This window comes from Hymenobacter cheonanensis (genome assembly GCF_030581075.1).
In the GTDB taxonomy this organism is placed as follows: domain Bacteria; phylum Bacteroidota; class Bacteroidia; order Cytophagales; family Hymenobacteraceae; genus Hymenobacter.
Genome location: NZ_JAUQSW010000002.1, coordinates 1 through 23,251, shown reverse-complemented (window position 1 = coordinate 23,251; position 23,251 = coordinate 1). Strand labels below are relative to the sequence as shown.

Annotated in this window: 21 protein-coding genes, 1 tRNA gene, 1 rRNA gene and 1 pseudogene; 10 read left to right on the top strand and 14 right to left on the bottom strand. The window is 65.0% G+C overall.

All coding sequences use genetic code 11. From position 1 onward, the window contains the following. Window positions 1-6: 6 nt before the first annotated feature. Window positions 7-2,382 carry a B12-binding domain-containing radical SAM protein gene (locus tag Q5H89_RS03795; RefSeq protein WP_305017970.1) on the top strand — a complete coding sequence of 792 codons (2,376 nt, stop codon included), beginning with the start codon at window positions 7-9 and terminating at the stop codon, window positions 2,380-2,382. A 138-nt stretch (window positions 2,383-2,520) separates the two neighbouring features. Here the strand turns inward: Q5H89_RS03795 and Q5H89_RS03790 are convergent, their stop codons facing one another. Genes Q5H89_RS03790 through Q5H89_RS03780 form a run of 3 tightly spaced genes read right to left on the bottom strand, consistent with a single transcriptional unit; the run spans window position 2,521 to window position 4,360 of the window. Beyond that, window positions 2,521-3,507, bottom strand: coding sequence for a hypothetical protein (locus Q5H89_RS03790; protein WP_305017969.1), 987 nt, complete (start codon window positions 3,505-3,507; stop codon window positions 2,521-2,523). A 12-nt stretch (window positions 3,508-3,519) separates the two neighbouring features. Continuing rightward, a complete protein-coding gene (locus tag Q5H89_RS03785) occupies window positions 3,520-4,068 on the bottom strand; it encodes a GNAT family N-acetyltransferase (RefSeq protein ID WP_305017968.1) in 549 nt (182 codons plus the stop codon). Window positions 4,069-4,117: 49 nt separating this feature from the next. Continuing rightward, window positions 4,118-4,360, bottom strand: coding sequence for a hypothetical protein (locus Q5H89_RS03780; protein WP_305017967.1), 243 nt, complete (start codon window positions 4,358-4,360; stop codon window positions 4,118-4,120). Window positions 4,361-4,450: 90 nt separating this feature from the next. Here Q5H89_RS03780 and Q5H89_RS03775 point away from each other — a divergent pair. Further along, a tRNA-Gly gene (locus Q5H89_RS03775) sits at window positions 4,451-4,523 on the top strand. Between the two features lie 170 nt (window positions 4,524-4,693). On the opposite strand, the gene Q5H89_RS03770 is transcribed toward Q5H89_RS03775, so the two are convergent. The 4 genes from Q5H89_RS03770 to Q5H89_RS03755 all read right to left on the bottom strand — a co-directional run bounded on the left by Q5H89_RS03770 (window position 4,694) and on the right by Q5H89_RS03755 (window position 9,303). Further along, the gene (locus tag Q5H89_RS03770) at window positions 4,694-5,902 is read right to left on the bottom strand and encodes an OmpA family protein (protein ID WP_305017966.1); all 1,209 of its coding nucleotides are present in this window, start codon (window positions 5,900-5,902) and stop codon (window positions 4,694-4,696) included. 82 nt (window positions 5,903-5,984) lie between these two features. Further along, window positions 5,985-6,581, bottom strand: coding sequence for a hypothetical protein (locus Q5H89_RS03765; RefSeq protein ID WP_305017965.1), 597 nt, complete (start codon window positions 6,579-6,581; stop codon window positions 5,985-5,987). A 78-nt stretch (window positions 6,582-6,659) separates the two neighbouring features. Beyond that, window positions 6,660-7,292: a response regulator transcription factor gene (locus tag Q5H89_RS03760; RefSeq protein ID WP_305017964.1), complete on the bottom strand. Its 633-nt coding sequence runs from the start codon at window positions 7,290-7,292 to the stop codon at window positions 6,660-6,662. 46 nt (window positions 7,293-7,338) lie between these two features. After that, on the bottom strand, window positions 7,339-9,303 hold the full coding sequence (locus Q5H89_RS03755; RefSeq protein ID WP_305017963.1) for a tetratricopeptide repeat protein: 1,965 nt from the start codon (window positions 9,301-9,303) through the stop codon (window positions 7,339-7,341). Between the two features lie 373 nt (window positions 9,304-9,676). On the opposite strand from Q5H89_RS03755, the gene Q5H89_RS03750 reads away from it, so the two are divergent. The 3 genes from Q5H89_RS03750 (at window position 9,677) to Q5H89_RS03740 (ending at window position 13,966) form a co-directional block, all read left to right on the top strand. Beyond that, complete coding sequence (locus tag Q5H89_RS03750; protein ID WP_305017962.1) at window positions 9,677-11,068, top strand: sigma-54-dependent transcriptional regulator; 1,392 nt, start codon at window positions 9,677-9,679, stop codon at window positions 11,066-11,068. A gap of 196 nt (window positions 11,069-11,264) precedes the next feature. Then, window positions 11,265-12,707, top strand: a complete 1,443-nt coding sequence (locus tag Q5H89_RS03745) for an outer membrane beta-barrel protein (RefSeq protein WP_305017961.1) — start codon at window positions 11,265-11,267, stop codon at window positions 12,705-12,707. Between the two features lie 77 nt (window positions 12,708-12,784). After that, entirely contained in the window at window positions 12,785-13,966 is a 1,182-nt protein-coding gene (locus Q5H89_RS03740) for a porin (protein WP_305017960.1), read from the top strand. A gap of 40 nt (window positions 13,967-14,006) precedes the next feature. On the opposite strand, the gene Q5H89_RS03735 is transcribed toward Q5H89_RS03740, so the two are convergent. The 4 genes from Q5H89_RS03735 to Q5H89_RS03720 form a co-directional block, all read right to left on the bottom strand. Further along, window positions 14,007-15,314: a flavin monoamine oxidase family protein gene (locus tag Q5H89_RS03735; RefSeq protein ID WP_305017959.1), complete on the bottom strand. Its 1,308-nt coding sequence runs from the start codon at window positions 15,312-15,314 to the stop codon at window positions 14,007-14,009. 135 nt (window positions 15,315-15,449) lie between these two features. Continuing rightward, window positions 15,450-15,914, bottom strand: a complete 465-nt coding sequence (locus Q5H89_RS03730; protein ID WP_305017958.1) for a hypothetical protein — start codon at window positions 15,912-15,914, stop codon at window positions 15,450-15,452. A 122-nt stretch (window positions 15,915-16,036) separates the two neighbouring features. Continuing rightward, window positions 16,037-16,300, bottom strand: coding sequence for a hypothetical protein (locus Q5H89_RS03725; RefSeq protein WP_305017957.1), 264 nt, complete (start codon window positions 16,298-16,300; stop codon window positions 16,037-16,039). 43 nt (window positions 16,301-16,343) lie between these two features. Next, window positions 16,344-16,517, bottom strand: a complete 174-nt coding sequence (locus Q5H89_RS03720; protein ID WP_305017956.1) for a hypothetical protein — start codon at window positions 16,515-16,517, stop codon at window positions 16,344-16,346. Between Q5H89_RS03720 and Q5H89_RS03715 the strand changes: the two genes are divergently transcribed. Together Q5H89_RS03715 and Q5H89_RS03710 are read left to right on the top strand one after the other, a co-directional pair. After that, window positions 16,516-17,847 (top strand): amidase, encoded by a 1,332-nt coding sequence (locus Q5H89_RS03715; protein ID WP_305017955.1) that lies wholly within the window; start codon window positions 16,516-16,518, stop codon window positions 17,845-17,847. The two genes, Q5H89_RS03720 and Q5H89_RS03715, sit on opposite strands and share 2 nt — an antisense overlap. Before the next feature lie 99 nt (window positions 17,848-17,946). After that, window positions 17,947-18,117: a hypothetical protein gene (locus tag Q5H89_RS03710; protein ID WP_305017954.1), complete on the top strand. Its 171-nt coding sequence runs from the start codon at window positions 17,947-17,949 to the stop codon at window positions 18,115-18,117. Here Q5H89_RS03710 and Q5H89_RS03705 read toward each other — a convergent pair. Continuing rightward, window positions 18,114-19,199 carry an alpha/beta fold hydrolase gene (locus Q5H89_RS03705; RefSeq protein ID WP_305017953.1) on the bottom strand — a complete coding sequence of 362 codons (1,086 nt, stop codon included), beginning with the start codon at window positions 19,197-19,199 and terminating at the stop codon, window positions 18,114-18,116. The genes Q5H89_RS03710 and Q5H89_RS03705 overlap by 4 nt on opposite strands. 488 nt (window positions 19,200-19,687) lie before the next feature. On the opposite strand from Q5H89_RS03705, the gene Q5H89_RS03700 reads away from it, so the two are divergent. Together Q5H89_RS03700 and Q5H89_RS03695 are read left to right on the top strand one after the other, a co-directional pair. Beyond that, a complete protein-coding gene (locus Q5H89_RS03700; protein ID WP_305017952.1) occupies window positions 19,688-20,485 on the top strand; it encodes a HipA family kinase in 798 nt (265 codons plus the stop codon). Continuing rightward, the gene (locus Q5H89_RS03695; RefSeq protein WP_305017951.1) at window positions 20,463-20,849 is read left to right on the top strand and encodes a DUF3037 domain-containing protein; all 387 of its coding nucleotides are present in this window, start codon (window positions 20,463-20,465) and stop codon (window positions 20,847-20,849) included. Before Q5H89_RS03700 ends, Q5H89_RS03695 begins: the two co-directional genes overlap by 23 nt. 183 nt (window positions 20,850-21,032) lie before the next feature. Here the strand turns inward: Q5H89_RS03695 and Q5H89_RS23365 are convergent, their stop codons facing one another. Together Q5H89_RS23365 and Q5H89_RS23360 are read right to left on the bottom strand one after the other, a co-directional pair. Further along, a complete protein-coding gene (locus Q5H89_RS23365; protein ID WP_449271978.1) occupies window positions 21,033-21,515 on the bottom strand; it encodes a TOBE domain-containing protein in 483 nt (160 codons plus the stop codon). Between the two features lie 42 nt (window positions 21,516-21,557). Continuing rightward, a pseudogene (locus tag Q5H89_RS23360) lies at window positions 21,558-22,019 on the bottom strand (ATP-binding cassette domain-containing protein); the annotation flags it as partial. 942 nt (window positions 22,020-22,961) lie between these two features. Here Q5H89_RS23360 and Q5H89_RS03685 point away from each other — a divergent pair. Next, a 16S ribosomal RNA gene (locus tag Q5H89_RS03685) occupies window positions 22,962-23,251 on the top strand; the annotation flags it as partial.

The window sequence follows — 23,251 nt, the reverse complement described above, 5'->3', positions numbered from 1 at the left end:
ACCCCCGTGCCTACCTCGCCTCGCCTCCTGCTCATTACCCCGCCGCTCACGCAGCTCAACACGCCCTACCCGGCCACGGCCTACATCAAGGGCTTTCTGGGGGGGCGCGGCTACGAGGTGCGCCAGGCCGACCTTAGTATTGAGTTGGTGCTCAGGCTGTTTTCGAAGGCAGGCCTAACGCGGGTATTCGATGAAATTGAGCGTAGCGGCTTTGAGCTGAGCGATAATGCCCAGCGGATGCTGCGCCTGCGCCGCCGCTACGAGGCTACCATCGGGCCGGCCATTCGGTTTTTGCAAAACAAAGACCTCACGCTAGCCCCCCGCATCTGCCACGGGCGGTTTTTGCCCGAGGCCAGCCGCTTCGACAACGTGGCCGACCTCGACACAGCCTTTGGCACCATGGGCCTCACCGACCAGGCTCGCCACCTGGCCACGCTCTACCTCGAAGACCTGGCCGACCTGGTGAAGGAAACCGTGGGCCCGCAGTTTGGCCTCTCGCGCTACGCCGAAAGCCTGGCCATGTCGGCCACCCACTTCGACCCGCTGCACGCCGCCCTGCTAGCCCCGCCCAACCTCGTAGACACCATGCTGCTGGAGCTGCTGGATGAGCTGCTGGCCGAGGTGCAGCCTGATATCGTGGGCTTCACGGTGCCCTTCCCCGGCAACCTCTACGCCGCCCTGCGGCTAGCCCAGCGCCTCAAGCAGGTGCGCCCCCAGGCCGTGACGGTGATGGGCGGCGGCTACCCCAACACCGAGCTGCGCGGCCTCAGGGAGCCCCGCTTTTTCGACTACATCGATTACCTCACGCTGGATGACGGCGAGGGGCCCTGGCTGCGGCTGTTTGCGTATTTGCAGGATAAGCAGCAGCTAAATGGCGATGTTAAGCAACACGTTCGTCATGCTGAACGCAGTGAAGCATCTTGGTCGCTTCGTCAGGGTAGTAGCCCTAACAGTGCGGTAGAGATGCTTCGGCAGGCTCAGCATGACGAATGTGTTGATAAGGCCCCTAGCGAAAACAGCACCGATGGCCGTCATCTGCTGCAGCGCACCTTCCTGCGCAACGAGGCCGGCGAGGTCGAATATATCAACCACCCGCACCCCGATGTGCCGCACCCCGAGGTAGGCACGCCCGACTATTCTGACCTGCCTTTAACTGATTATCTGTCAGTGATTGAGGTGCTGAACCCCATGCACCGCCTCTGGAGCGATGGCCGCTGGAACAAGCTCACCGTGGCCCACGGCTGCTACTGGAAGCGCTGCTCATTCTGCGACGTCACGCTCGACTACATCGGCCGCTACGAAACCGCGCCCGCCACGCTGCTGGTCGATAGAATAGAGCAGATAGTGGCCCAGACCGGCCAGACCGGCTTCCACTTCGTGGACGAGGCCGCGCCCCCGCTGGCCCTGCGCGACCTGGCCGTGGAGCTGCTCAAGCGCCGCGTCAGCATCAGCTGGTGGGGCAATATCCGGTTCGAGAAAACCTTCACGCCCGACCTCTGCCGGCTGCTGGCCGCCAGCGGGTGCATCGCCATTTCGGGCGGCCTCGAAGTGGCTTCCGACCGCCTGCTAGCCCTTATGGAGAAGGGGGTGACCCTGGCCCAGGTGGCGCGCGTGACCCAGGGCTTCACCGAGGCCGGCATTCTGGTGCACGCCTACCTCATGTACGGCTTCCCGACTCAAACTGTCCAGGAAACCGTTGATTCGCTGGAGGTTGTGCGCCAGCTCTTCGAAGCCGGCATTGTGCAAAGCGGCTACTGGCACCGCTTCTCGATGACGGCCCACTCGCCGGTGGGGAAAAACCCCGCCAAATACCAGGTGGCGGCCATCGGCCCCGAGCCTGGCCCCTTTGCCTGGAACGACCTTTGGCACGATGACCCGCTGGGGGCCGACCACGAGCTTTTCGGCCCCGGCTTGGCCAAAAGCCTCTATAATTTCATGCACGGCGTGGCCCTGCGCGAGCCGCTCAGCTTCTGGTTTGATTTTAAAACGCCGCGCCCCACGGTGCCGCGCCAGCTCATTCAGCAAGCCTTGCAAGAGCCCGCCAAGCCCGACGCCGCGCAGCCCAACCGCCGCCTGTTCTGGCTCGGCAACGTGCCCGAACTGAGCTTCAAAACCACCGGCGGCACCGGCCCGAAAGACAAAAAAACAACCCGCGCCATCCTCACCTGCTACGAGCAGGCCGAGGACTTCGAGGTGAAAACCACCGAGCTTATCGGCCCCTGGCTGCATGCCCTGCTAGCCCGCCTCAGCACCGACTACGACACCAAAGTGCTGCTAAAAGAAGCCGCCGCCACCTTCCCGCCCGCCGCCGGCTCGTGGGATAATTTTCTGGCTAGCCCCGCCTGGCAGCTGCTGCGCGAAAAAGGCCTGCTGCTGGTGTAGCCCCCCCGCTAGCCCGGCGCTGCCATTGCTGGCAGGCGAAGCGCTGGCTTCGGGCGCGGGCGCACCGCGGGCAGGTGCAGCCTGCCGGCCCTAGCGCGGGCTACGCGCCACATTCGCGAGCGAAACCGGAGCTGCGCGCTACTCGCGGGCGCGCAGCCAGTCGAGCACCTGGCTCTGCAGGGGGGCTGCCGCTGCTTGGCGCACGTGCGGCCGGCCTAGCAGCGTGCGGGCCTGCGCCACCTCGGCTTTGGGCTGATTGGGCTCGTACACCGCGAGTAAGCGGCCGCGCTGGGCTAGGGTGTGCCAGTCGCGCCGGGTGGCCAGGGGCGGGGCCGGCATGTTCTGCACTACTACGAAGGCCGGGCGTGAGGCCGTGTTTTCGGCCAGCAGCAGCGGCAGTAGGCCGGCGGGCCGCTCGCTCACCCAGGCACCCACGCGGGCGGTGTCTACGCCCGGCGTGCGGCGCAGCAGGGCCAGGGCATTGGCTATGGTAGGGGCGGCCAGGGTGTCGGCAGCGGGTAAGAGCAGCACGGTGTGGCCCTGGCGGGCCAGGGCATCGGCCCAGGTAGAAGCGGCCAGCGCCGTACCGGGCGTGGAGAAAAGCGCCAGCGCCAGGCCGGGCAGGCTCTCATCGGCGGGGCTGAAGAGCAGCGCCGGGCCGGCGGTGCCTGCCACCTCATCGCGCCGCACGCGGTACACGGCCGGCTCGGGCTCGCCGCGCCGCACCAGCAGCAGCGGGTAGCGCACCGAGTCGAGCAGCAGCGTGCCGCGCCAAAAATTTCCCTGCTGGCCTAAGGTTAGGGCTTCGCCGGGCCGGCCGGGCCGCGCTAAGCGCAACGTGTCCTGCCCAAACGTGAGCGAGTCGCCCACAAAGCTGAGCGCGGGCTGCTGGGGCAGCACCAACTCGGCGTCGTAGTGGCCGGGGCGCGGGTGGCGCACCTCCAGCAGGGCGCGTAGCTCGGGCCGGCCGGGCACTTGCAGCGCGCCGGCGTAGTGGCCCGTGGGCGGCCCGGCGGGGCTGGCCTGGCCTGCGGCCTCGGGCCGGCCCTGGCAGCCAGCCAGGCCCGCCAACAGCCCCAGGCAGGCCAGGGCAGAAGTCCAATGAAGCAAGGGGCGAACGGGCATGGCCCAAAAGTACTAGCTGGCCCGCCCCGCCAGGCCCTTGCGGTAGATGAGGTCGCGCTGCACGTCTTCGCCCAGCTTAAAGGCCACCTCACCTACCTCCCGAAAGCCAAAGCGCTGGTAGAAAGCCTTGGCGCGCTCGTTGTGCTCCCACACGCCCAGCACCACGGCCGTGGCCTGGGCAGCCTGGGCAATATCGAGCGCCCGCCGCATAAGGGCCCCGCCCAGGCCCGTGCCGGTCCAGTCTTCCAGCACGTAAAGCTGCTTGATTTCGAGCTGCCGGGCGGTGGCCCCGGTGGCCAGGCCCAGCGCCGAGCCTTCCTGTAGCAGGGCGTAGCCCACGGTTTGGCCCTGCATATCGGCCAGCAGGCAGGTGCAGCGCGGGTCCTGCAATTGCGCCAGCTGAATGTCGGGCCCGTAGGCTTCGGCCAGGTAGGCGGCCATATCCTCGGGAGTATTGCTGGCGGCGAAGGTTTCGCTGAAGGTTTGGCGCCCTAGCGCGGCCAGGCGGGTGGCGGTGGCCAGGTTGGCCTTGGCAATGGAGATGCGGAGCGGAGAAGACATACTGCCTGCAAAGGTGCAGCCGCCCGGCGAGTTGCGCGGCCCGGGGCCACTAGCCGCCCAGCCCCACGCGCCAGCCCACGTAGCTGGTGCCCGCGCCCGCCGCCAGGCCCAGCAGCACACCCGCCGCCGGGCCCGCGCCTACTACCCCCGCTTGCCGCCAGTACTCATACAGCACATACACGCGCAGCAACTCCCCGATTACCAATAAAATACCGGTAGCAATCAGCAGGCCCGCCACCAGGCGGCGCGACGAAGGCGAAAGAAACGTGCGGGAAGAAGGTCGGCGAGCCATAAGCACCTTCTAAACCCCTGGCGGCGCGCGCATGTTCCGCAGCTTGTTATTTGGCAGGCTCCCCTTACCTTTGCCCTACCACACTACCCCGCGAGAGTAGCTCAGTTGGTAGAGCATCAGCTTCCCAAGCTGAGGGTCGCGAGTTCGAACCTCGTTTCTCGCTCACTTATAATCAGCCACTTAGATGAGAGTCTAAGTGGCTGATTTTTTGGTTTAAATGGTGGGGCAAACAAGTAAATCCGCTGGCCGTGGGCGCGCAGCCAGTCCTAACACCCGGCGGCGGCCGGGGAGGGCCGGGCGTGAGAGCCAGCGAGTATTGCCGGGCCGGGTGCCCTACTGCTTCACGAACTCGACGCGGCGGTTTTGGGCTTTGGCGGCGGGCGTGTTGCTGGGGTCGAGCGGTTGGGTTTCGCCCAGGCCTTTAGCCGTGAGGCGGTCGGCGGCGATGCCGCTTTTGACGAGAGCGGCGCGCACGGCCTCGGCCCGCGCCTGCGACAGCCGGAGGTTGGCGGCGGCATCGCCGTCGCTATCGGTGTGGCCTTCCACGCTAAAGCGGAGGGTCGGCTGGCTTTGCATGAGGCTAGCCAACTGGTCGATAGCGGGCTGCGAGGCGGACTTGATAACGGCTTGGCCAGGGTCAAACAAGATGTCGTGGCTCACGATGCGGCCGTCCGTCATCAGGCGGGCGTAGAGGTCCTTACCCCCCTCGGCCAGCCGCACGTTGCGGATGAGCAGCGGCCGGGTTTCGGCGTAGGTGGGGCGGGCACCCAGCGTGAGGGAGGTGGGGTGGCCGTTCACATCGGGCACGTTCAGAGTGCGGTTCTGGTCGAGGTAGCCCTTGAGGCTGCGCTGGTTGAAGGCCAGCGCCACGTGGTGCCAGTGGCCATCGGGGCTGGTGGGCTCGGGTAGTTCCTGCCCTAGCTGGCGCTCGGGCATCGTGATGCCGCGCTCGGTTATCTCCAGCGCGGCCAGGTCGCCGTTCACGGGCTGATGGTGCCGGCGCTCATCCCAAAAATACACGTCGAGGTGCTGGTGGGGCACTAAGAATACATCCATCTCCAGCGTGAACACGGCCGGCAAGTAATCGGCCTGCTTGATGAGCGGACTGATGCGGGTATCCTTCTGAAGTGCAATGGCGAGCTGCCCGGAGGTACTCACCAGCTCGGCGCTGCCCTGCTGCAACTGCCAGTGCGCCGGAAACTCGCCCACTGGCTCCCCCGCCAGCCGGTCCTCAAACAGCACTTTGGTACCGGGCACGAAGTCGTAGCGCGTGCCGGTGCGCTCGCCGCCCGCCGGGTCGGCGCCGGGGCTAGCGTTGTTGTCGGCGGTGGGTGTAGCAGCGCCGGTGGCACCCTTAGCGGCCGAGGTAGCGGTGTTTTCAGTCTTATCTAGGGCCTTGTTGATGGCCTGGTCGGTGCGCTGGTTCAGGCGGTTGTTCACCGCATTCTTAGCCCGTTCGCCGAGGCCCGACAAGTTGAACTGGGCGTGGGCAGTAGTGGCGCCGAGCAGCAGCGCCAGCAGCAAAGCATACTGGTTTTTCATCTGATAAAAGGCAATAAAGGGTGAGGACCGCGCCAGACGGTCAATTGGAAAGAGACAGCAAAAGCCAGGAGCAACAGCGGCCCTAGTTGAGGTCGGGCAGGCGCGGCAGGTCGAAGCTGCCGTTGCGCACGGTCACTTCTTCGCCCTTATCAGTTAGCAGGGTGCCGGCAAACGTGCCGCGCAGGCGGCCCTTGGTCGCGGGTAAAAAGTGCGCGCTGAGCGTGCCTCGCTTGAGCGGCGGCAGCATTAATTGCCCAAAAAACGACTGCTGCCCCGGCTCGCCGCCATTGTACACCAAGGCCGGCTCGGGGCTAGTGATGCGCAGGCTGGCCGACTCCGGGGTGCCATCCAGCAACAGCTTCATGTTCCAGAGCTTCGGTCCTTGTTTCTCGGTACGCAGCTCCACCACTGGCCCCGGCAGGCCCAGCACCGCCCCGCTGCGGTAGAAGCGGGCGTGGGGCGCGGGCACGTCAGCATACGTGTCGCGCAGGTGCACTTGCTCGTTCTGGTGCCCGGCCCCTGAAAAGGTAAAATCCACCTTGGTGGCCGGGTCGCCTTTGTAAACAGGCACTGGCCGGCTGGCCGCTAGCCCCAGCAGCGCGGTTAGCAGTAGCCCGGCGTGGGCCACTGGCCGCAGCAGCGAATAAAGAGAGCCAACGGAGGTAGGCAGCAGCTTCATAGCGAACGAGTTGAGTACGCTGCAAACCTAGCCTTTTGCCCCTGGGGCTGTCAATAGAACAAACGTGGGGGGTAGGGCCTAGCGGTCGAAGAATTTGTTGAGGGCTTCGGTACGATTTTGCACGTGCAGCTTCTGGTAGATGCGGTGAATGTGCTGGCGCACGGTGTGCACGCTAATGCCCAGCTTACCAGCAATCTCCTTGTACAGCAAGCCTTTGGCGAGGGCGGCCAGCACGTCGTGCTCGCGGGGCGAAAGCTCGCCGGGCATTTCGGCCGGCACAGGCGCGGGCTGGAAAGTGGCCACTAGCTTGCGGGCAATGCTAGCGCTCATGGGCGAGCCGCCGTCGCGCAGCTCCACCAGGGCATCGACCAGCTTGTGGGGCGGCGTGCGCTTGAGCAGGTAGCCGCTGGCCCCCGCCGCCAGGGCCGCAAACACCTGGTCACTGTCCTCAAACACGGTAAAAACCACGAATTCGAGTGCCGGAAAGCGCCGCTTGGCCTGCCGAATGCACTCAATACCGCTCAAGCCGGGCAGGCTGATGTCCATGATAACCAGCTCGGGTAGGCGGTCGGGGCGCAGGTTGGCCAGCGCCTCCTCGGCCGAAGCGTAGGCAGCCAGGCAAGTGAACTCGGTGGTTTGATTGAGCAAGAACCGCAGGCCCTCCCGGACTTCGGGCAAGTCCTCCACCACACTGATGCGGGTTTTTTCCATGCCGTGAAGTTGAGGGGTTTAGGTGAGCGCGGCAATAGCACAAACGTTATACCGCCAGCGGCACCGAGAGGCACACGCAGGTGCCCTCCCCGGCCGTTTCGAAGCGCAGCTGGCCACTAAGCTGGGCTATGCGCTGGCGCATATTGGCCAGGCCATTGCCGAAGGGCCTAGCTGCCGGACCCGCCTCGCCCACGGGCAGGCCCCGGCCATCGTCGCGCACGCACACTTGCAAAGCCCCGTCGCGCACGTGCATGCTGATGGTTACGCATTGGCAGTCCGCGTGCTTGATGGCGTTGTGCACGGCCTCGCGCACTACCAGGTACACGTTGCGGCGCAGCTCTTTGGGCACGCGCGCGGCAGGCAGGTCGTCGTCGATTTCAAACGCATAGTCGAGGCCAGCATTGTCGAGCAGCTCGGCCATTTGCAGGCGCAGGTACTGCACCAATGATTCCAGGGTATCGTGCGCGTCGTTCAGGGTCCAGATAACCTCGTTCATTTTGGCCGACAGCTGGCTAGCCGCCTCCCCGATGCGCGCCGCCGCCGGACCGGCCTGGGCGGGCGGCCCCTGCAAGGCATGGCTCAGGTACAGGATGCCGGTGAGGCCCGCGCCGAGGTCGTCGTGCATCTCCTGGCTGATGCGCTGCCGCTCCTGGGCCTGACCGTCGAGCAGGGCTTGCAGGCGCTGGGTTTCGGCCTCGGCGTGCAGGGTTTGCAGGCGCTGGGCATCAAGCTTTTGGCGCTGCCGGAAGTAGCGGTAGGTAGTGAAAAGCAGCAGCCCGAGCAGCCCTACCCCCACCCCGGCCGCCAATAGCCAGTGGCGCTGCTGGGCCAGGGCGCGCTGCTGCTGGGCCACCACGGCGCGCTGCTGCTGCACGCGGTAGCGGGCTTCTACCTCCTGGGCGCTGCGCACCACGGCGGTGTTCAACAGGCTGTCGCCCAACGCATCGGCCCGGTAGCGCAGCTGGCGGCTGGCGGCCAGCTGGCCTTGCGCCACGGCAATATCGGCCAGCAGGTCGTAGCAGTCGAGCACCACCTTGTTGGCCCCGTGCTGCTGCGCCGAAGCCAAGGCTTGGCGCCCGTACTGCTGGGCTGGCCCCAATTGCCGCAGTTCGAAGTAGGCCCGGCCCAGGCCCTTCCAGGCATCGGCTAGCCCTTCCACGTCGTGGAGCGAATCGGCGAGCTGCACGGCCGTTTGGTAGAGGGGTAGGGCTAGCGCCGGCTGGCCCCGTTGCACGTCGATATCGGCCAGGTTGATGGCGGCGCTTTTCTGCGCCTCCACGTAGTGCAGGCGCCGGCCCAGTGCGTAGCTGCGCCGCAGGGCTTGGGTGGCTTCGGGGAGCCGGCCCAGGCCTTTGTAAGCGTTGCCGATGCTGTTGCTAATCATGGCCACTAGCATGTCGTTGTGCAGGGGCCGGGCCAGGGCCAGCGCCTGCTGGCCGTAGCGCAGGGCATCGGCATCCTGGTGCAGGTACTGGTAGCACACACTCAGGCTGTTGGTGAGCAGGGCCAGCGAGGCGGTGTCGTGAATGGCCTCGAAAGCCGGTAGGGCTTTAAGCTGAGTCGCGATGGCCAGCGGGTACTTCTCTTGCCGCAGGTACACGTTGGCCAGGTTGCCGTACGACACGGCCCGGTAGCGCCGAAAATGGTGCCGCACGCTCAGCGCAATGCCTTGCTGGTTAAGGCGCTCCGACTCGGCAAACCGGCCCTCCGTATTCAGAATGCCGGTGTAGTTGGCAATGTATTTTACCACGCCCCGCGGGTAGTGCAGCTGCTCGCTGAGGCGACCCGCCCGCTGGTAGAGCGCCTTGGCCGAATCGGGCTGGCTGGCCTCGTACTGCTGCCCTAGCTCGATGAGCAGCAGCACGCGGTTGGTGTCGGCGGGCTGGGTGCGCAGCCGGGCGCGCAGGCTGGCGCGCTGGTCGGTAGCCGGCAGCTGGGCCGTGCCGCGCAGCGGTAATAACCCCAACAGTAGGGCGGCGCAAAGCAGACGTTTAGCGAATACGGCGTGCATGGGCGAAAGCTACTAAATTCGACCGAATTGCGTGCGTAGCTACTATAAAATCAAGCTATTACCCGGTAAGGGGCGCCCGGCTTCCTTCAGCCGGGCTGCCCGCCAAAGCCAGTGCCGCCCGCACTGCTTCAGGCCCTGCGGGGCGAGGCTTCGCCCTCCCGCGCCCGCCTACGCCGTGTGCGGTAATGCGAAGTGGCCCGGCAGGTAGCCGCCGTTGCCTGCGCGCCCTGCCTGGGTAGCCAAGGGGCGTATAGGGCAGCGCCTTACGGGCGTTTACCCTCGCCGGGCGGGGTGGCCGGCCCGCCGCCCGGCCCCAAAAGCCGCCGCCGGGGGCTAGCTTTCGCTTTTTACGCGGCTCCTACAAGCCATGCCGATGCCCGAGCGTACCGTTTTGCTGATTGACGATGAGGCGCCGCTGCGCCTGGCCGTGGCCCGCACCCTGGAGCTGGAGGGCTACCGCGTGCTGCAGGCCCCCACCGCCTACGCGGGGCTAGCCCTGCTGGCCGAGCACGCCGCCGACATCAGCGTGGTGCTCTCCGATGTGAAGCTGCCCGATGGGCGGGGCCTCGACCTGCTGCCGCGCTACCGCGCCCTGGCCCCCCTGGCCGAAGTGGTGCTGATGACGGCCTACGGCACCATTGCCGACGGCGTGCGGGCCATGAAGGAGGGCGCCTTCGACTACCTGGCCAAGGGCGATGCCGACGAGCGCTTGGTGGTGGTGGTAGACCGCGCCGCCGAAAAAGCCAGCCTGCGCCGCCGCGTGGCCGACCTCGAAAAGCAAGTGGGCCGGCGGTACAGCTTTGCCGAAATGGTGGGCCACTCGCCGGCCCTGGAGCAGGCCAAGCACACGGCCCGGCAAGTGGCCCTTACCGAGGCCACGGTGCTGCTCGAAGGCCCCACCGGGGTGGGCAAAGAGCTGTTTGCCCAGGCCATTCACTACGCCAGCCCGCGCCAGGCCAGGCCGTTTGTGGCCGTCAACTGCAGCGCGTTTCCAAAAGACCTGCTAGAGTCGGAGCTGTTTGGCTACCGCAAAGGGGCGTTTACGGGGGCCAACGGCGACAAGAAAGGCCTGTTTGAAGAAGCCCACGGCGGCACTTTATTTCTGGATGAGATAGGGGAGCTGGCCCCCGAGGCGCAGGCCAAGCTGCTGCGGGCCCTCGAAAGCCGCGAGTTTACCAAGCTCGGCGACAGCCGCCCCACCCGGGTAAACGTGCGCGTGGTGGCAGCCACCAACCGCAACCTCAAGCAGGAAGCCGACGCGGGCCACTTCCGGCTCGATTTGTACTACCGGCTCTCGGTGGTAGTGCTGGCCATTCCGCCCCTGCGGGCGCGGCCGGGCGATGTGCCCGTGCTGGCGCAGTACTTCGCCCAGTACTTTGGCCGGCAGCTGCGCCAGCCGCCGCTGCGCATTGGCCCCGAGGCCCTGCACGCCCTCGAAGCCTACGCCTGGCCCGGCAACGTGCGCGAGCTGCGCAACGTGCTGGAGCGGGCCTCCATCCTCACGCCCCCCACCAGGGCGCTGGCGCTGGCCGACCTGCCGCCCGAAGTGCAGCTGGCCGCCTTCGAAGCCCAGCCAGGCCCGCCGCCCGCCGCCGGGCCGGCTCCCGACCCCGCCGCCACCGACCCGCGCCTGCTGCGCAATGCCGAGAAGCTGCACATCCAGCGCATGTTGCAGGAGTGCGGCGGCAACAAGGCGGCCACGGCCCGCGTGCTGGGCATTGCCCACACCACGCTGTACCGCAAAATTGAGGAGTACGGCCTCTAGCGCGGCCTGGCAAAACGCACCGGCCGCTAGCGTTTTGCTAGGCCCCGGTGCGTTTTGCTACTGGCCGGTGCCAGGGCGGCGGGTAGTTAGCTAGCAAGTAGTCAGATTGTTAGCATGGTGAGGGCAGCCGGCCGCCCTCTGGCCCCAGGCTTGCCACCGGCAGTGGCCCGCCCGCTAGCCGGCGCGGCTGCTTTTTATGAGAAAAAAACTTTTGCTGACGCTGAGCGTCGTGCTAACCAGCCTGGCTGCCCTGGCGCAGACCACCGAAACCACCACTGCTCAACGCCCCGCGCCCGCCGACACGGCTACCGCCAACGTGCCTTTTGCGGGCATGGACCTGAGTTGGGTAAACGGCCAGAACCGCCAGCAGTATTTCCCGCTGCAATTTCAGGACAAGGCGGGCGAGACCGTGCTCACGGCCACCGCGCTGCTCGACGGCTACTACAACTACAACTTTGCCCGGCCCCTCGACCATACCCAGACGATTTCGGCCGTGACGGGCCGCGCCCAGGAGTTTTCGCTGGCGCTGGCCAGCATCGGCATCGAGTCAAACTACAAGAACATCATCGGCCGGCTGTGGCTGCAAACCGGCTCGATGCTGAACGTGGTGCAGGAAACCGACGCCTCGGTGCTGCGCGGGCGCAACACGGGCACCACCATCGGGGCCAACGGCACAAACGTGGGCACGGGCATCACGGGCAATAACCTCAAGTACATCCGCGAGGCGGCGGCCGGCTACCACTTCAACGTGGCCTACGGCCTGAACCTGGAGCTGGGTATTTTTATGAGCTACATTGGCCTGGAAAGCTACGTGACCCAGGAAAACTGGAGCTACCAGCGCTCGCTGGTCTGCGATTTCACGCCCTTCTACTTTCAGGGGGCGCGGGCGCAGTTTTACCCTAGCCGGAAGTTTAAAACCGAGCTGTGGGTGATGAACGGCTGGCAGACCTACAACACCTACAACAAGCGCCCCGCGCTGGGCAACTCCAACTACTTCCGGCCGAGCGAGAACGTGCAGCTGGTGGCCAATTTTTACGTCGGCAACGATACGCGGCCGGGCCTCGATTCGCTAGCCATCGGCCGGGCGGCCTACCCCAATATCACCCGCTTTCACCACGACAACTCGGTGGTGGCGCGCTACTACCACAAGGATAAGAAGGGCCCGCTGCGCGGCATCACGCAGGCGGCGTTCAGCCTGAACACGCACTACGGCTTCCAGAGCGGCACCGACGCCGGCGGCCACGCCGTGCAGGCCAAAAATAACTATATGGTGGGCAGCTCATTGGCCCACCGGCTGTGGTTTGCCAAAAACAAGCTAGCGGTTACCACCCGCGTCGGCTTTGTCAAAAACCCTTCGCGCTACCTCAGCTTCACTCCCTCGGTGGTCGGCTTCACCGATACCGACGCCAGCCGGCTCACGGCCAAGGAAGCCACCGTCACCTTCGACGTGATGCCCAGCGACTACGTCACGTTTCGCCTGGAGTACCTGCACCGCTCGGCCAACGTGCCCTACTTTGCCGGGCCCGGCGGCACCACCTCGCCCAGCGGCTACGCCGACCAGCCGCTGCCCGCCGGCTACGTGCCCGACCTGCGCGACTATGAAAACCGGCTCATCTTCGCGGTTAATTTCCGGCTGTAATTTTTGGCAGGCTTCGCCGATAAAACCGGCCGGCCTGGCCCCAGCCCGGCTTCGACCCCCCTAACTGCCCCGAGCCTATGCGTTTCTTTACCTGCTTGCTGCCGGCCGCCGTGCTGGCGGCCAGCGTGCTGCCGGGCCGGGCTTGCGCCCAGGCTGCGCCGCCCGCACCCACCGCTACCACCACTACGGCACCGGCCGCCGCGCCCGCTACCACGGGGGCCGCCCCCACGGCCGCGGCCGCCGCCGATACGGCGCGCGAAAACCTCAAGCCCGAATTTTTTGGCTACGTGGGCGTGTACTACGGCTACGATTTCAACAACCCCGCCAGCCTCACCCGGCCGGGCTTCATCTACTCCGAAAACCTGCACAACCAGATTGCCGTGAACCTGGCCCTGCTAGGGGCGCGCTATACCGGCCAGCGCGTGCGGGGCACCTTCGCCATCCAAACCGGCACCTACCCCGATGCCAACTACGCCGCCGAGCCGGGCATTTTCAAGAACATCTACGAGGCCTGGGGCGGCGTGAAGGTGGCCGGCAACCTCTGGCTCGACGCGGGCATCTTTATCTCGCACATCGGCCTGGAAAGCCCCAACTCGCGCGATAACCTCACGCTCACGCGCTCCATTATGGCCGACAACTCGCCCTACTATGAGGCGGGCGCCAAGCTCACCTACGACAAGGGCAAAAAGTGGCTGTTTTCGGCGCTGGTCATCAATGGCTGGCAGGTTATCCGCGACCGCAACCAGAACGAGGCCGTGGGCACGCAGGTGCAGTTTCGGCCCAGCCCCAAGTGGCTGCTCAACTCAAGCACGTTTGTGGGCGAGGGCCGCAACGTGCCCGATTCGGTGGGCATCCGGCTGCGCTACTTCCACAACTTCTACGTGACCTACGACCCTAGTAAAAAGTGGAAAATCGCCGCTGCCTTCGACGCCGGCTGGCAGGAAAAGCTCGATGGCCGGGGCGGCTACGACAAGTGGCAGGGTGGCTCGCTCATTGTGCGCCGCCGCCTCTGGGAGCGGGCGGGCCTGGTGGGCCGGGCCGAGTTTTACCACGACCCCAGCGGCGTGCTGGCGCCCACCCGGGCGGGCGGCCTGCGCACCACGGGCTACTCGCTGGGCTTCGACTATCTGCCCGTGCCGCGCATTATCCTGCGGGCCGAGGTGAAGGAGTTTATCGACCAGAACGAGGTGTACCAGCAGGGTAAGTCATTCAAGCGCACCAACGGCGCGGCCACCCTGCTGATGGGCCTGACCCTGTAGCGCGGCGGCTTACCCAGAGGCTACCCCTGGCCCGGCCCGGCTAGAGCGCGGCCTGCCCCAGCATGGCCCGTGCTGCCACCTGCCCGCTCACTAGGCCGGCCTCTACCGTGCCGGCTGCCGGGCCTTCATACACGCCCTCGCCCGCAAAAAACAGCGTGCCGGCCACGGGCGTAGCCAGGGCGGCGCGGGCGGCGGGCGCCCCCACGGTAGGGTAGGAGTAGGCCCCGTAGGCATAGGGCTCGGCGGCCCAGTTGCGCACGTAGCTGGCGCGTAGCTGCGCTTGCAGGGCCGCCAGCGGCACCGCCAGCAGCCGGGCCAGCGAGGCGAGGGCTAGCGCCAGCACCTCCTCGGTGGGCGTGGCGTGCAGGCGCTGGGCGGCCGGCCCCGCCAGCCAGCCCGTGAGCAGCGGGCGCGCCGCGGGCAGCTGGCTCCACCAGGTAGGCACCGGCGCATCCGAAAGCAGAAACTCCAGCTCGGGCAGGCGCGCTTGCCAAATGGCCTGCGCAAAGTCGAGCTGGATTTTGATGACGGCGCCAAAGCCAAGCTGCGCGGCCGCCGCGCGGTGCGCCGGTAGCTCGGGCACAAAGCCCAGGTGCCCCGGCTGCCCGGCCGGGCGCTGCCACACGCCCAGCGGCACGGTGCACAGTACCTGCCGCGCGTGGTAGCTAGCCCCATTTTCGGCAATAACCTCGGCCGCGCCCGGCTGCCAGCGAATTGCCTGCACGGGCGTGGCCAGGTGCAGGGTGGCGCCTGCCGCCTGGGCGCGCCCGGCCAGCCAGTGCAGCAGTGGCCCGTAGCCGCCCGCCGGGCGCGGCGAGTCTTCGGCCCCGCCGGCTGCCCACTCCGCGCGCAGGGCCAGGGCACTCACGCGCCGGGCATCGGCCGCATCGTAGCCCTCGGCAAACTGCGTGGCAAAGGCGCGGAGCGGCGCGTGGGCCTCGCCTGTAAACTCGCGGGCCAGGAAGTCGGCCAGGGGCAGGTCTTCTTGCAGCTTATCGAGCTTGGCGAGCAGGGGCGGCAGCAGGTCGAAGAAGTCGGCATCGGGCTGCACCTGGCCCTCGCGCACCACGTAGGTGCGGCCCGCCGTGGCCTGCCACGCAATGCCCGCCTCGGTTAGCAGGGCCCTGGTGAGCGGCACGGGCTCGTGCATAAACTCGGCCCCGGCCTCCAGCACCTCGCCAAAGCCGGGCGGCTGCACGGTGTGCACGCGGCCGCCCAGGCGGTTTTGGGCCTCCACAAGCAGCACCGGCCGGCCGGCCTCGGCCAGGATGCGGGCGGCTAGCAGGCCCGCCGCGCCGGCCCCGATAATAAGTACATCCGTCTGGTAGTGTTCGGTGGGTGCAGGCATAAAGCAGAAAACAACGGCTCAATAACAGGCCGGGCGCCGAAATGGCTGGCGCCACCGGCGCTGCGCCGGCCGCTGGCCCTGCACCCGGCCCCGGGGCAGCTGGCAAAGGGCAGTAAAATAAGTAGTTGCCCCAGCCTAAAATTTGCGCAGCCGGTGCTTGCTCAGCTCGTAGCTGATGATGGTGGGCACGTAAAACGTAACGTCGGCGGCCAGCTTGGCGGCCAGCACCCCCAGCGGCACGCTGTGCAGCCAGCGCGGCAGCCAGTACAGCAGCGCGGGGCGAATGAGCAGGCTGTCGAGCACCTCGGCCACGCCAAACTCTACCACCAGGGCGCGGATGTTGCGCCCCAGCGTGCCGGCCGTGTAGCGGCGCCCCTGCGTGCGCAGGGCCTGGCGCGTGTGCCACACATCCTGCCCCAGCAGGTAGCCAAAATAGGCCAGGTTGCCGGCCCAGGTGGCGGCCAGCGCCCGCCCTACCTCGGGGCTGCCCGCGTGCGTGGCCGCCGCCGCCGCGCCCAGCGTAGCTGCCAGCGACAGCCCTTCGGCTGGCCCGTAGCGCCGCAGCCATTCGCGCACCCGCGCCGTACTAACAGCAGCCATTGAGAGTGTAAAAAATTGATTGATAGTAATTTGCAGGTAATGCGTGCTGGCGGCCGGCCCAAAACTAAGCCCCGACTCTGGGGCAGAGTCGGGGCTGTTAGCCTGCGGCGGGCCGGGGCGGGCTAGGCCGTTTTGGTGCGGCCGGGGCGCTGCTTGGGCGTGCCGTCTTTCTTGCGGCCGTAGGGGGCGTCGGCATCGGGGGCAGCGCTAGGGTCGGCGGCGCGGGTTTTGCGGGCCTTGGGCACGTAGCTGTCTTGCAAGAGCTTTTCCATCTCCTCAAAAACCGTCCGGGCTTTCTTGAACTGCTTCTGCAATTCGTTGAGGAGGGCTTCGTTTTGTTCGGCTTTGTTCAGCAGGTTTTGCAGCTGCGTAAGGTCAAGGTTCATAAGTGCTTTGCTGGGTAAGGCAGTGAATGATTCTGCAAACCTACTACCGGGCAGGAATTATAACACGCCCGAGGGCCTGGCCGGCTCGCTGCCCCACCAGGTAGGCGCCCGCCACTACCCCCGGCGGGCCGCCGGCAGCTGGGCTGGGGTATGGGCTGGCGTGCGCTACTTTCGGCCGGGCGCCGGGGTTGTTTTCCTTGCTGGCGCTCGTTTGCATGAGTCTACGTATCCGAAGCTGTTTGCGGTGGCTGAGCCTGCTGGGCGGCCTGCTACTGGGCGCCGCCTGCAACCGCGCCCCGCACGAGCACGCGGCCCCGCCCTTTGAGGTAGCCGAAGCCTCGGTAGCCCAGGTGCACCAGGCGCTACGCCAGGGCCGCTGCACCTGCGAGCAGCTGGTGCTAGCCCACGAGGCGCGCATCAGGGCCTACGACCAGCCCACCGGCCTCAACGCCATCGTGGTTACCAACCCGGCGGCCCGCGCCACTGCCCGCCAGCTCGACGCCGAGTACCGGCGCACCGGCCGGCTGCGGCCGTTGCACTGCATTATGCTCATTGTCAAGGATAACTACAATACGGCCGGCCTGCAAACCACGGCGGGCTCGCGGGCGCTCAAGGGCTTTGCGCCCGCCACCGACGCCCGGATGGTGCGCGACCTGAAAGCCGCCGGGGCCATTGTGCTGGCCAAGTCCAACATGGCCGAGTGGGCCTTCAGCCCGATGGTGACTATCAGCTCCATCGCGGGCGAAACGCGCAACCCTTATAACCTGGGCCACGTGCCGGCGGGCTCCAGCGGGGGCACGGCCGCGGCGGTGGCCGCTAGCCTGGGCACGGCGGGCCTGGGCACCGACACCGGCAATTCCATCCGGGGGCCGTCGTCGCACACGGCACTGGTGGGTTTTCGGCCCACGCTGGGCCTGCTGAGCCGGGCCGGCATCGTGCCCCTCTACCTGCGCAACGATACCGGCGGCCCCATGGCCCGCTCGGTAGCCGATGCCACGGCCCTGCTCGATGCCCTGGCCACCGGCCCCGACCCCGCCGACCCGCTCACGCGCTACGGCGCGGGCAAGGTGCCAGCGGGCGGCTACCGGCAATTCCTGCTCAAAAATGGCCTGCAAGGCGCCCGCATCGGCATATTGCGTACCCTGAGCGAGCGCCGTCCCGACCCGCAGGTGAAGGCCCTGTTCGAGCAGGCCGTGGCCGACCTGCGCCGGGCCGGCGCCGTGGTAGTCGAAGTCGAAATCCCCAACTTCGACCAGGTAAGCAACGGCCAGTGGTGCTCGGTTTTCCGGCACGATGTCAACCAGTACCTGGCTGGGCTAGGCCCCACGGCGCCCGTACACACCATCGGCGAGGTGCTGGCCTCGGGCAAATACGCGCCGTATATAAAGGAGAACCTGCAAGACGAGCTGGCCCACGGCCAGGCGCCCAGCCCTAGCCAGTCCGGCTGCGGCGAGGCCTACACCGACCCGCGCCGCATCGCGTTCCGCCGGGCCGTATCGGCCGCCATGGACCGCCACCGGGTGGGCGCCCTCGTGTACCCCACCTAGAACAACCCGCCCGCCAGAATCGGCGATTTCGCGGGCTATAAAGGCGATAACAGCCAGCTCATTGCGCCGCACACCGGCCAGCCGGCGTTCACGGTGCCCATGGGCTTCACCTCTGGCCACCTGCCCGCGGGGCTCCAGCTGCTAGGCCGCTCGTTCGACGAAGCTACGCTCATCAAATACGCCTACGCCTACGAGCAGGCCACGCACCACCGCCGGCCGCCGGCGCGGTTTCCGGCGCTGCCCGCGGTGGCGGCCCCGCCGCAGCGCTAGCGGGTTTTTTCGGTCTGGGCCAGCAGCTCTTGCAGGTAGCTGCCCCAGATGGCGGGGTTGGAGTGCGTGCCGTGGCCGGTGGTGAGGTCGGTGATGGGCAGCAGCACGTAGCGGCCCTTGGCCACCCGCTTTATTTCGGTATCCATGATGCCCAGCTCGGGCGGGTTCACCTGGTCGTCGGCCGAGTTGATGGCCAGCAGCGGCGCCCTAATGGCCGCCAGGTGCGGCGCCGGGTTATAGTCGCGCGAGGCATCAAACTGATAAATGAAGTCATTGGCATCCAAGGTACTATACATATTCGCCTCCGTCTTGGCCAGGGCAGCTTCGGCCAGCTCGCGGGTGGGCGCCAGCCTCTGCATCTGCTTAGGGCTGCTGGTCATAAAAATCAGCGACGAGGCCGCGCCGGCTAGCCCCACCTTGGGCTCGGTGGTATAGTTGCCGCCCTGCCAGGCGGGGTCCATCTCTATCATATCGATGGCCATTTTGCGCAGCATGCGGTTGCGGCCGGCTATTTCTACGGGCAGGCTGGCCAGGGGTAGCAGCGCATCCATGTAGTCGGGGTACTTGTAGCCCCACACCCAGGTTTCCATGCCGCCCATTGAGGTGCCCATAATGAGGCGGGCGTGGGCCACGTGCAGCTTTTCGGTGAGCAGGCGGTAGTCGGCCGCCACCATGTCGTCGTAGGTGTACTTCGGAAATTTCATCCGCAGCCCGTTGCTAGGCTTGCTCGACTTGCCGTGGCCAATGGCATCGGGCAGAATAATGTAGTACTTGGCCGCGTCCAGCGGCTGCCCGGGCCCAAACAAATGCCCCGCAAACAGCTCGCTGAGAAAGCTCGTGCCCGCCCCCGTGGTGCCGTGCATGATGAGCACGGCGTTCGTCACCCGGCCATCTTTATCGGTGCGGGGCTGCCCCACAGTGGTATAGTGCAGGTTTAGCTGCGGCAAGGCTTCGCCGCTGCCGAAGCGAAAGTTCGGCAGCACGTAGTCGCCCGCCACCGGGGTAGGGTAGGAGGCCTGGGCCGGGCTAGCCAGCGGCAGCGCCAGCCCACCCACGAGCAGCGCCAGTCGAAAAACAATCATGGAGCAAACAGCCAAAAGTAGAAAAATAACCCGCTCCCGCCCGGGCGCCGATGAGCTGCCAAATGACGGCGATAACCGGCAAATAATTGCGCAGCCCGCAGCAGCCCTGGCCATTTTAAATAGCTCGCCGCCGGGCTTTTATCCCCCTTGCTGTCTGGCAGCTCCTTTCGGCGGCGGGCACGCTTGCCTCGCTACCTGGCTTGTGCGTAGCTTGCCTCCTCATGGCCCGCACGAGTATTTACCCTGTTAATTGCTTTGAGCGCCTCCTGTGGTGGGGCGTGCTGGCTGCTCTAAGCTGGGGCGTATTTATTGGGTTATTCTTGGTAATCAAATGGCTGTGGCAGCTGTGCTGAGGCGAAGCCTACTTAAGCAGGCTAGCCGGCCCAGGCAGCGCCCCGGCCGCCGCCGGGCCCAGGTAGCAAACCCCAAACCCGGCGGCCTGCGTAACAGCTCGCCGGGCCACGCCCATCTTGCTAACCTATTTATTGATGCCACACGAGCTGCCCCCCCCTAGCCTGCGCACCGTCGAGGTCACCCGCTACATCACGCCGCTGCGCGAGGGGGGCTCGCTGCCCGCGCTGGTCGAGGCCGACGATGGGTTTCTATACGTGCTCAAATTTCGGGGCGCGGGCCAGGGCATCAAGGTGCTGATTGCCGAGCTGTTAGTGGGCGAGCTGGCGCGTGCCCTCGGCCTGCGCGTGCCCGAGCTGGTATTTGCCGAACTCAGCGAGGCTTTCGGCCGCACCGAGCCCGACGAGGAAATTCAGGACCTGCTGCGCGCCAGCACCGGCCAAAACATGGCCCTGCACTTCCTGGCCGGGGCTAGCACCTTCGATGCGCTCGTGACCACCGTGGCGCCGCCCCTGGCCTCGCTTATCGTGTGGCTCGACTGCCTGACGCTCAACGTAGACCGCACCGCTCGCAACACTAATATGTTGCTCTGGCATAACGAGTTGTGGCTCATCGACCACGGCGCCGCGCTCTACGTGCACCACACCGGCCCCGGCTGGGTCAAGTCGGCCACCCGGCCATTTCCTTCGGTGAAAGACCACGTGCTCTTGCCCCAGGCCACGGCCCTGGCCGCCGCCGATGCCGAGGGCCGCGCCCGCCTCACGCCCGAGGTGCTGGCCGGCATCATCGCCGTCATCCCCGACGAGTGGCTGCAGGAGCCCGACCTCACGCCCGCCGAGCAGCGCGCCCAGTACCAGCAGTTTTTGGAGGCGCGCCTGGCCGTTTCCGCCACCTTTACCCAGGAAGCCGACCATGCCCGCCAAGCACTTGTTTGAGTACGCCGTGCTGCGCGTGGTGCCCCGCGTCGAGCGCGAAGAGTTTATAAACGTAGGCGTTATCCTCTACTGCTCGGCACAGGGCTTTTTACAGGCCACCTGCCAGTTCGACGAAGACCGGCTGCTAGCCTTCGCCGGCCCCACCCTCGACCTGGCCGATGTGCGCGCGCGCCTGCGCTCGTTCAAGCGCATTTGCGGCGGCCGGGCCGAGGGTGGGCCCATCGGGCAGCTAGCCATCGCCTCGCGCTTCCGCTGGCTCACGGCCCAGCGTAGTACCATTATTCAAACCTCGCCCGTGCACCCCGGCCTCTGCGAAGATGCCGCTGCCACGCTAGCCCACCTGCACGCCCAGCTAGTGGGCTAGCACCAAGCCGCAAGTACAGCAGCGAGCAAAATGCCGAAAGAGGTCAATATCCTATAAAGCTGATTTTTGCTAAAAACACCGTGCCGATAGCGTATACGCAGCGCTCAACGTTGGCCGCTTAGCACACGCTTACCCTATTATAAGGAAGCTAAGGAAGCGTGTCCGGCTTACAGGCCGCGCCTGCTACTCTGGCTCCTGTAGCAGCCACTTGGCGCTGGCCGCTACTTGCACGCTCACGTGCTCACCTACTGCAAAGCGCGGTTGGCTAGCCCGGGCCCGCACCAGCATCGCCGCCACCTTCACTTCCAGCTCGTAGTAGCTACCCAAAAACCGCACAGCGCGCACCGTACCCAGCGGCTTGCCTGCCTCAACCGCCCCTAGCTGTAGCTGCTCGGGGCGCACCAGCAATGCCCCCGGGCCAGCTATGTTCGGGGCCAGCGCTAGGCGGTTGGCGCCGGTTAGTAGGTGATAATCGCCCAGCAATGCCGCCGTGTACTCATCCACCGGCTCCTGATAAACACGTTCGGGCGAGCCCTGCTGCACCAGCCGCCCCCGGCGCAACACCAGCAACTCATCGGCCCACCCTAGCACATCCGTAGCCTCATGCGATACTAACAGGCACGTAACTCCCAGCCGCACAACTACTTCCTCCACAATAGCCTGCATCTGCCGTTTATGCACCCGGTCCAGGTTAGAGAATGGCTCGTCAAGCAACAGCAGTTGCGGCTGCCCTAGCAGCAGGCGCGCCAGCGCCACCCGCTGCTGCTCGCCCCCTGATAGCTGGTCGGTGCGCCGCTGCAGCAAGTGGTCAATGCGGCACAGCTTATATAAGGAGTGCGTTTCTCGCGCCGGCCGCTTACTAGCATAGCCCAGCACCTGCTCTACCCGCAAAAATTTCGGCAAATCCGACTTCTGCGATAAGTAAGCCACCCCCGGGTGCCCCGGCACCAAGGCTACTTCAGGCCCCCGCACCCGGTTGCCCACCACCCGTATCTCCCCCGTGCTAGGCTGCACAAGGCCCGTAATCAACTGCAGCAGCGTGCTCTTGCCCGCCCCGCTTTCCCCTACCAATGCCAACTTTTGCCCCTGTCTCTGCATAAAGCTCAGTGGCTGTATCACCTGTATCCCCTGCTCCGCAAAGCTGAGGTCTCTCACTTCTAGAAGCTCCATACCGAGTAAATAAGCAGTGTAGCACGCTAGCGTTTCCTATGTAACGAGCACCCATCTGCCCGCAAGCTACATGCGCTACCACTGGCTATAAGAGTTTTAAGTACCAGCACACCCCCCCCAATACAAGCAATGCCAAGCCTTGTTCTATGCTTGGCCTATTATAGGCACGCATTTCATAAGCTAGGAACAAAAAGGGAACTGCTTCACAGTCAGCATCAGTTTGCCCATTGTCAAAAAATAGCAACGAAGTAGATGGCTTTTTTCAGGCCAAAGTTTGCGCTGTCAAGAAATAACGGTACCTTTGCACTCCCAAACCGGATTAGGGGCTAACGGCCGCTAAGCACAGTCAAAATAGCTGAAATGGTTCGGAAAAATAAAAACGGCAAAATTTGGAAAGTCAAAAATTTTCCTTACCTTTGCACTCCCAATCGCAATAGGCGTTTCGGTTTTAAAGGGCTTGAAGATGTGAATCAAATAGTTAGCAAATACTTGCTACTAGGTGTTGCTCTCATTTTAGCTTTCTTTAATAAAGCAGTCTAGGAGTTTAAATTAAGTTTTTCTTGTAAAAACGAAAAAGCTTCTCTACCTTTGCACCCCGCTTCAATCGGAGGCGGTTTTGACCAGAAGATGAAGCAAATCAAAAAAATAAAAATTTTTGATTCCGAATTTGGAAAGTCAAAAAATCTTCTTACCTTTGCACTCCCAATTACAGACAGGGCTTGCAAACGGCAAGAAAACGAGCTGCTCACCTAGCTCACACCGTTACTTCAATTGGAAGTAACACTCGTTCTTTGAATGACGGAAATAGACAAAATAGTAAGTGTCTTATCAGTTTCGACTGATGAGAAACAAGCGAAATCGAATTAGACGACCAAACGTCGAAATACGAGCAAGGAGAGCACTCGACATCAGCCCATGTTCGCATGGGTGCAGGAATATTTTACAATGGAGAGTTTGATCCTGGCTCAGGATGAACGCTAGCGGCAGGCCTAATACATGCAAGTCGAACGGTGGCAGCAATGCCATAGTGGCGCACGGGTGCGTAACACGTAACTAACCTACCCATCATTGGGGGATAGCCCGCCGAAAGGCGGATTAATACCGCATAAGACTATAGAGTGGCATCACTTAGTAGTTAAAGATTTATTGATGATGGATGGGGTTGCGGGTCATTAGCTAGTTGGTAAGGTAACGGCTTACCAAGGCGACGATGACTAGGGGAGCTGAGAGGC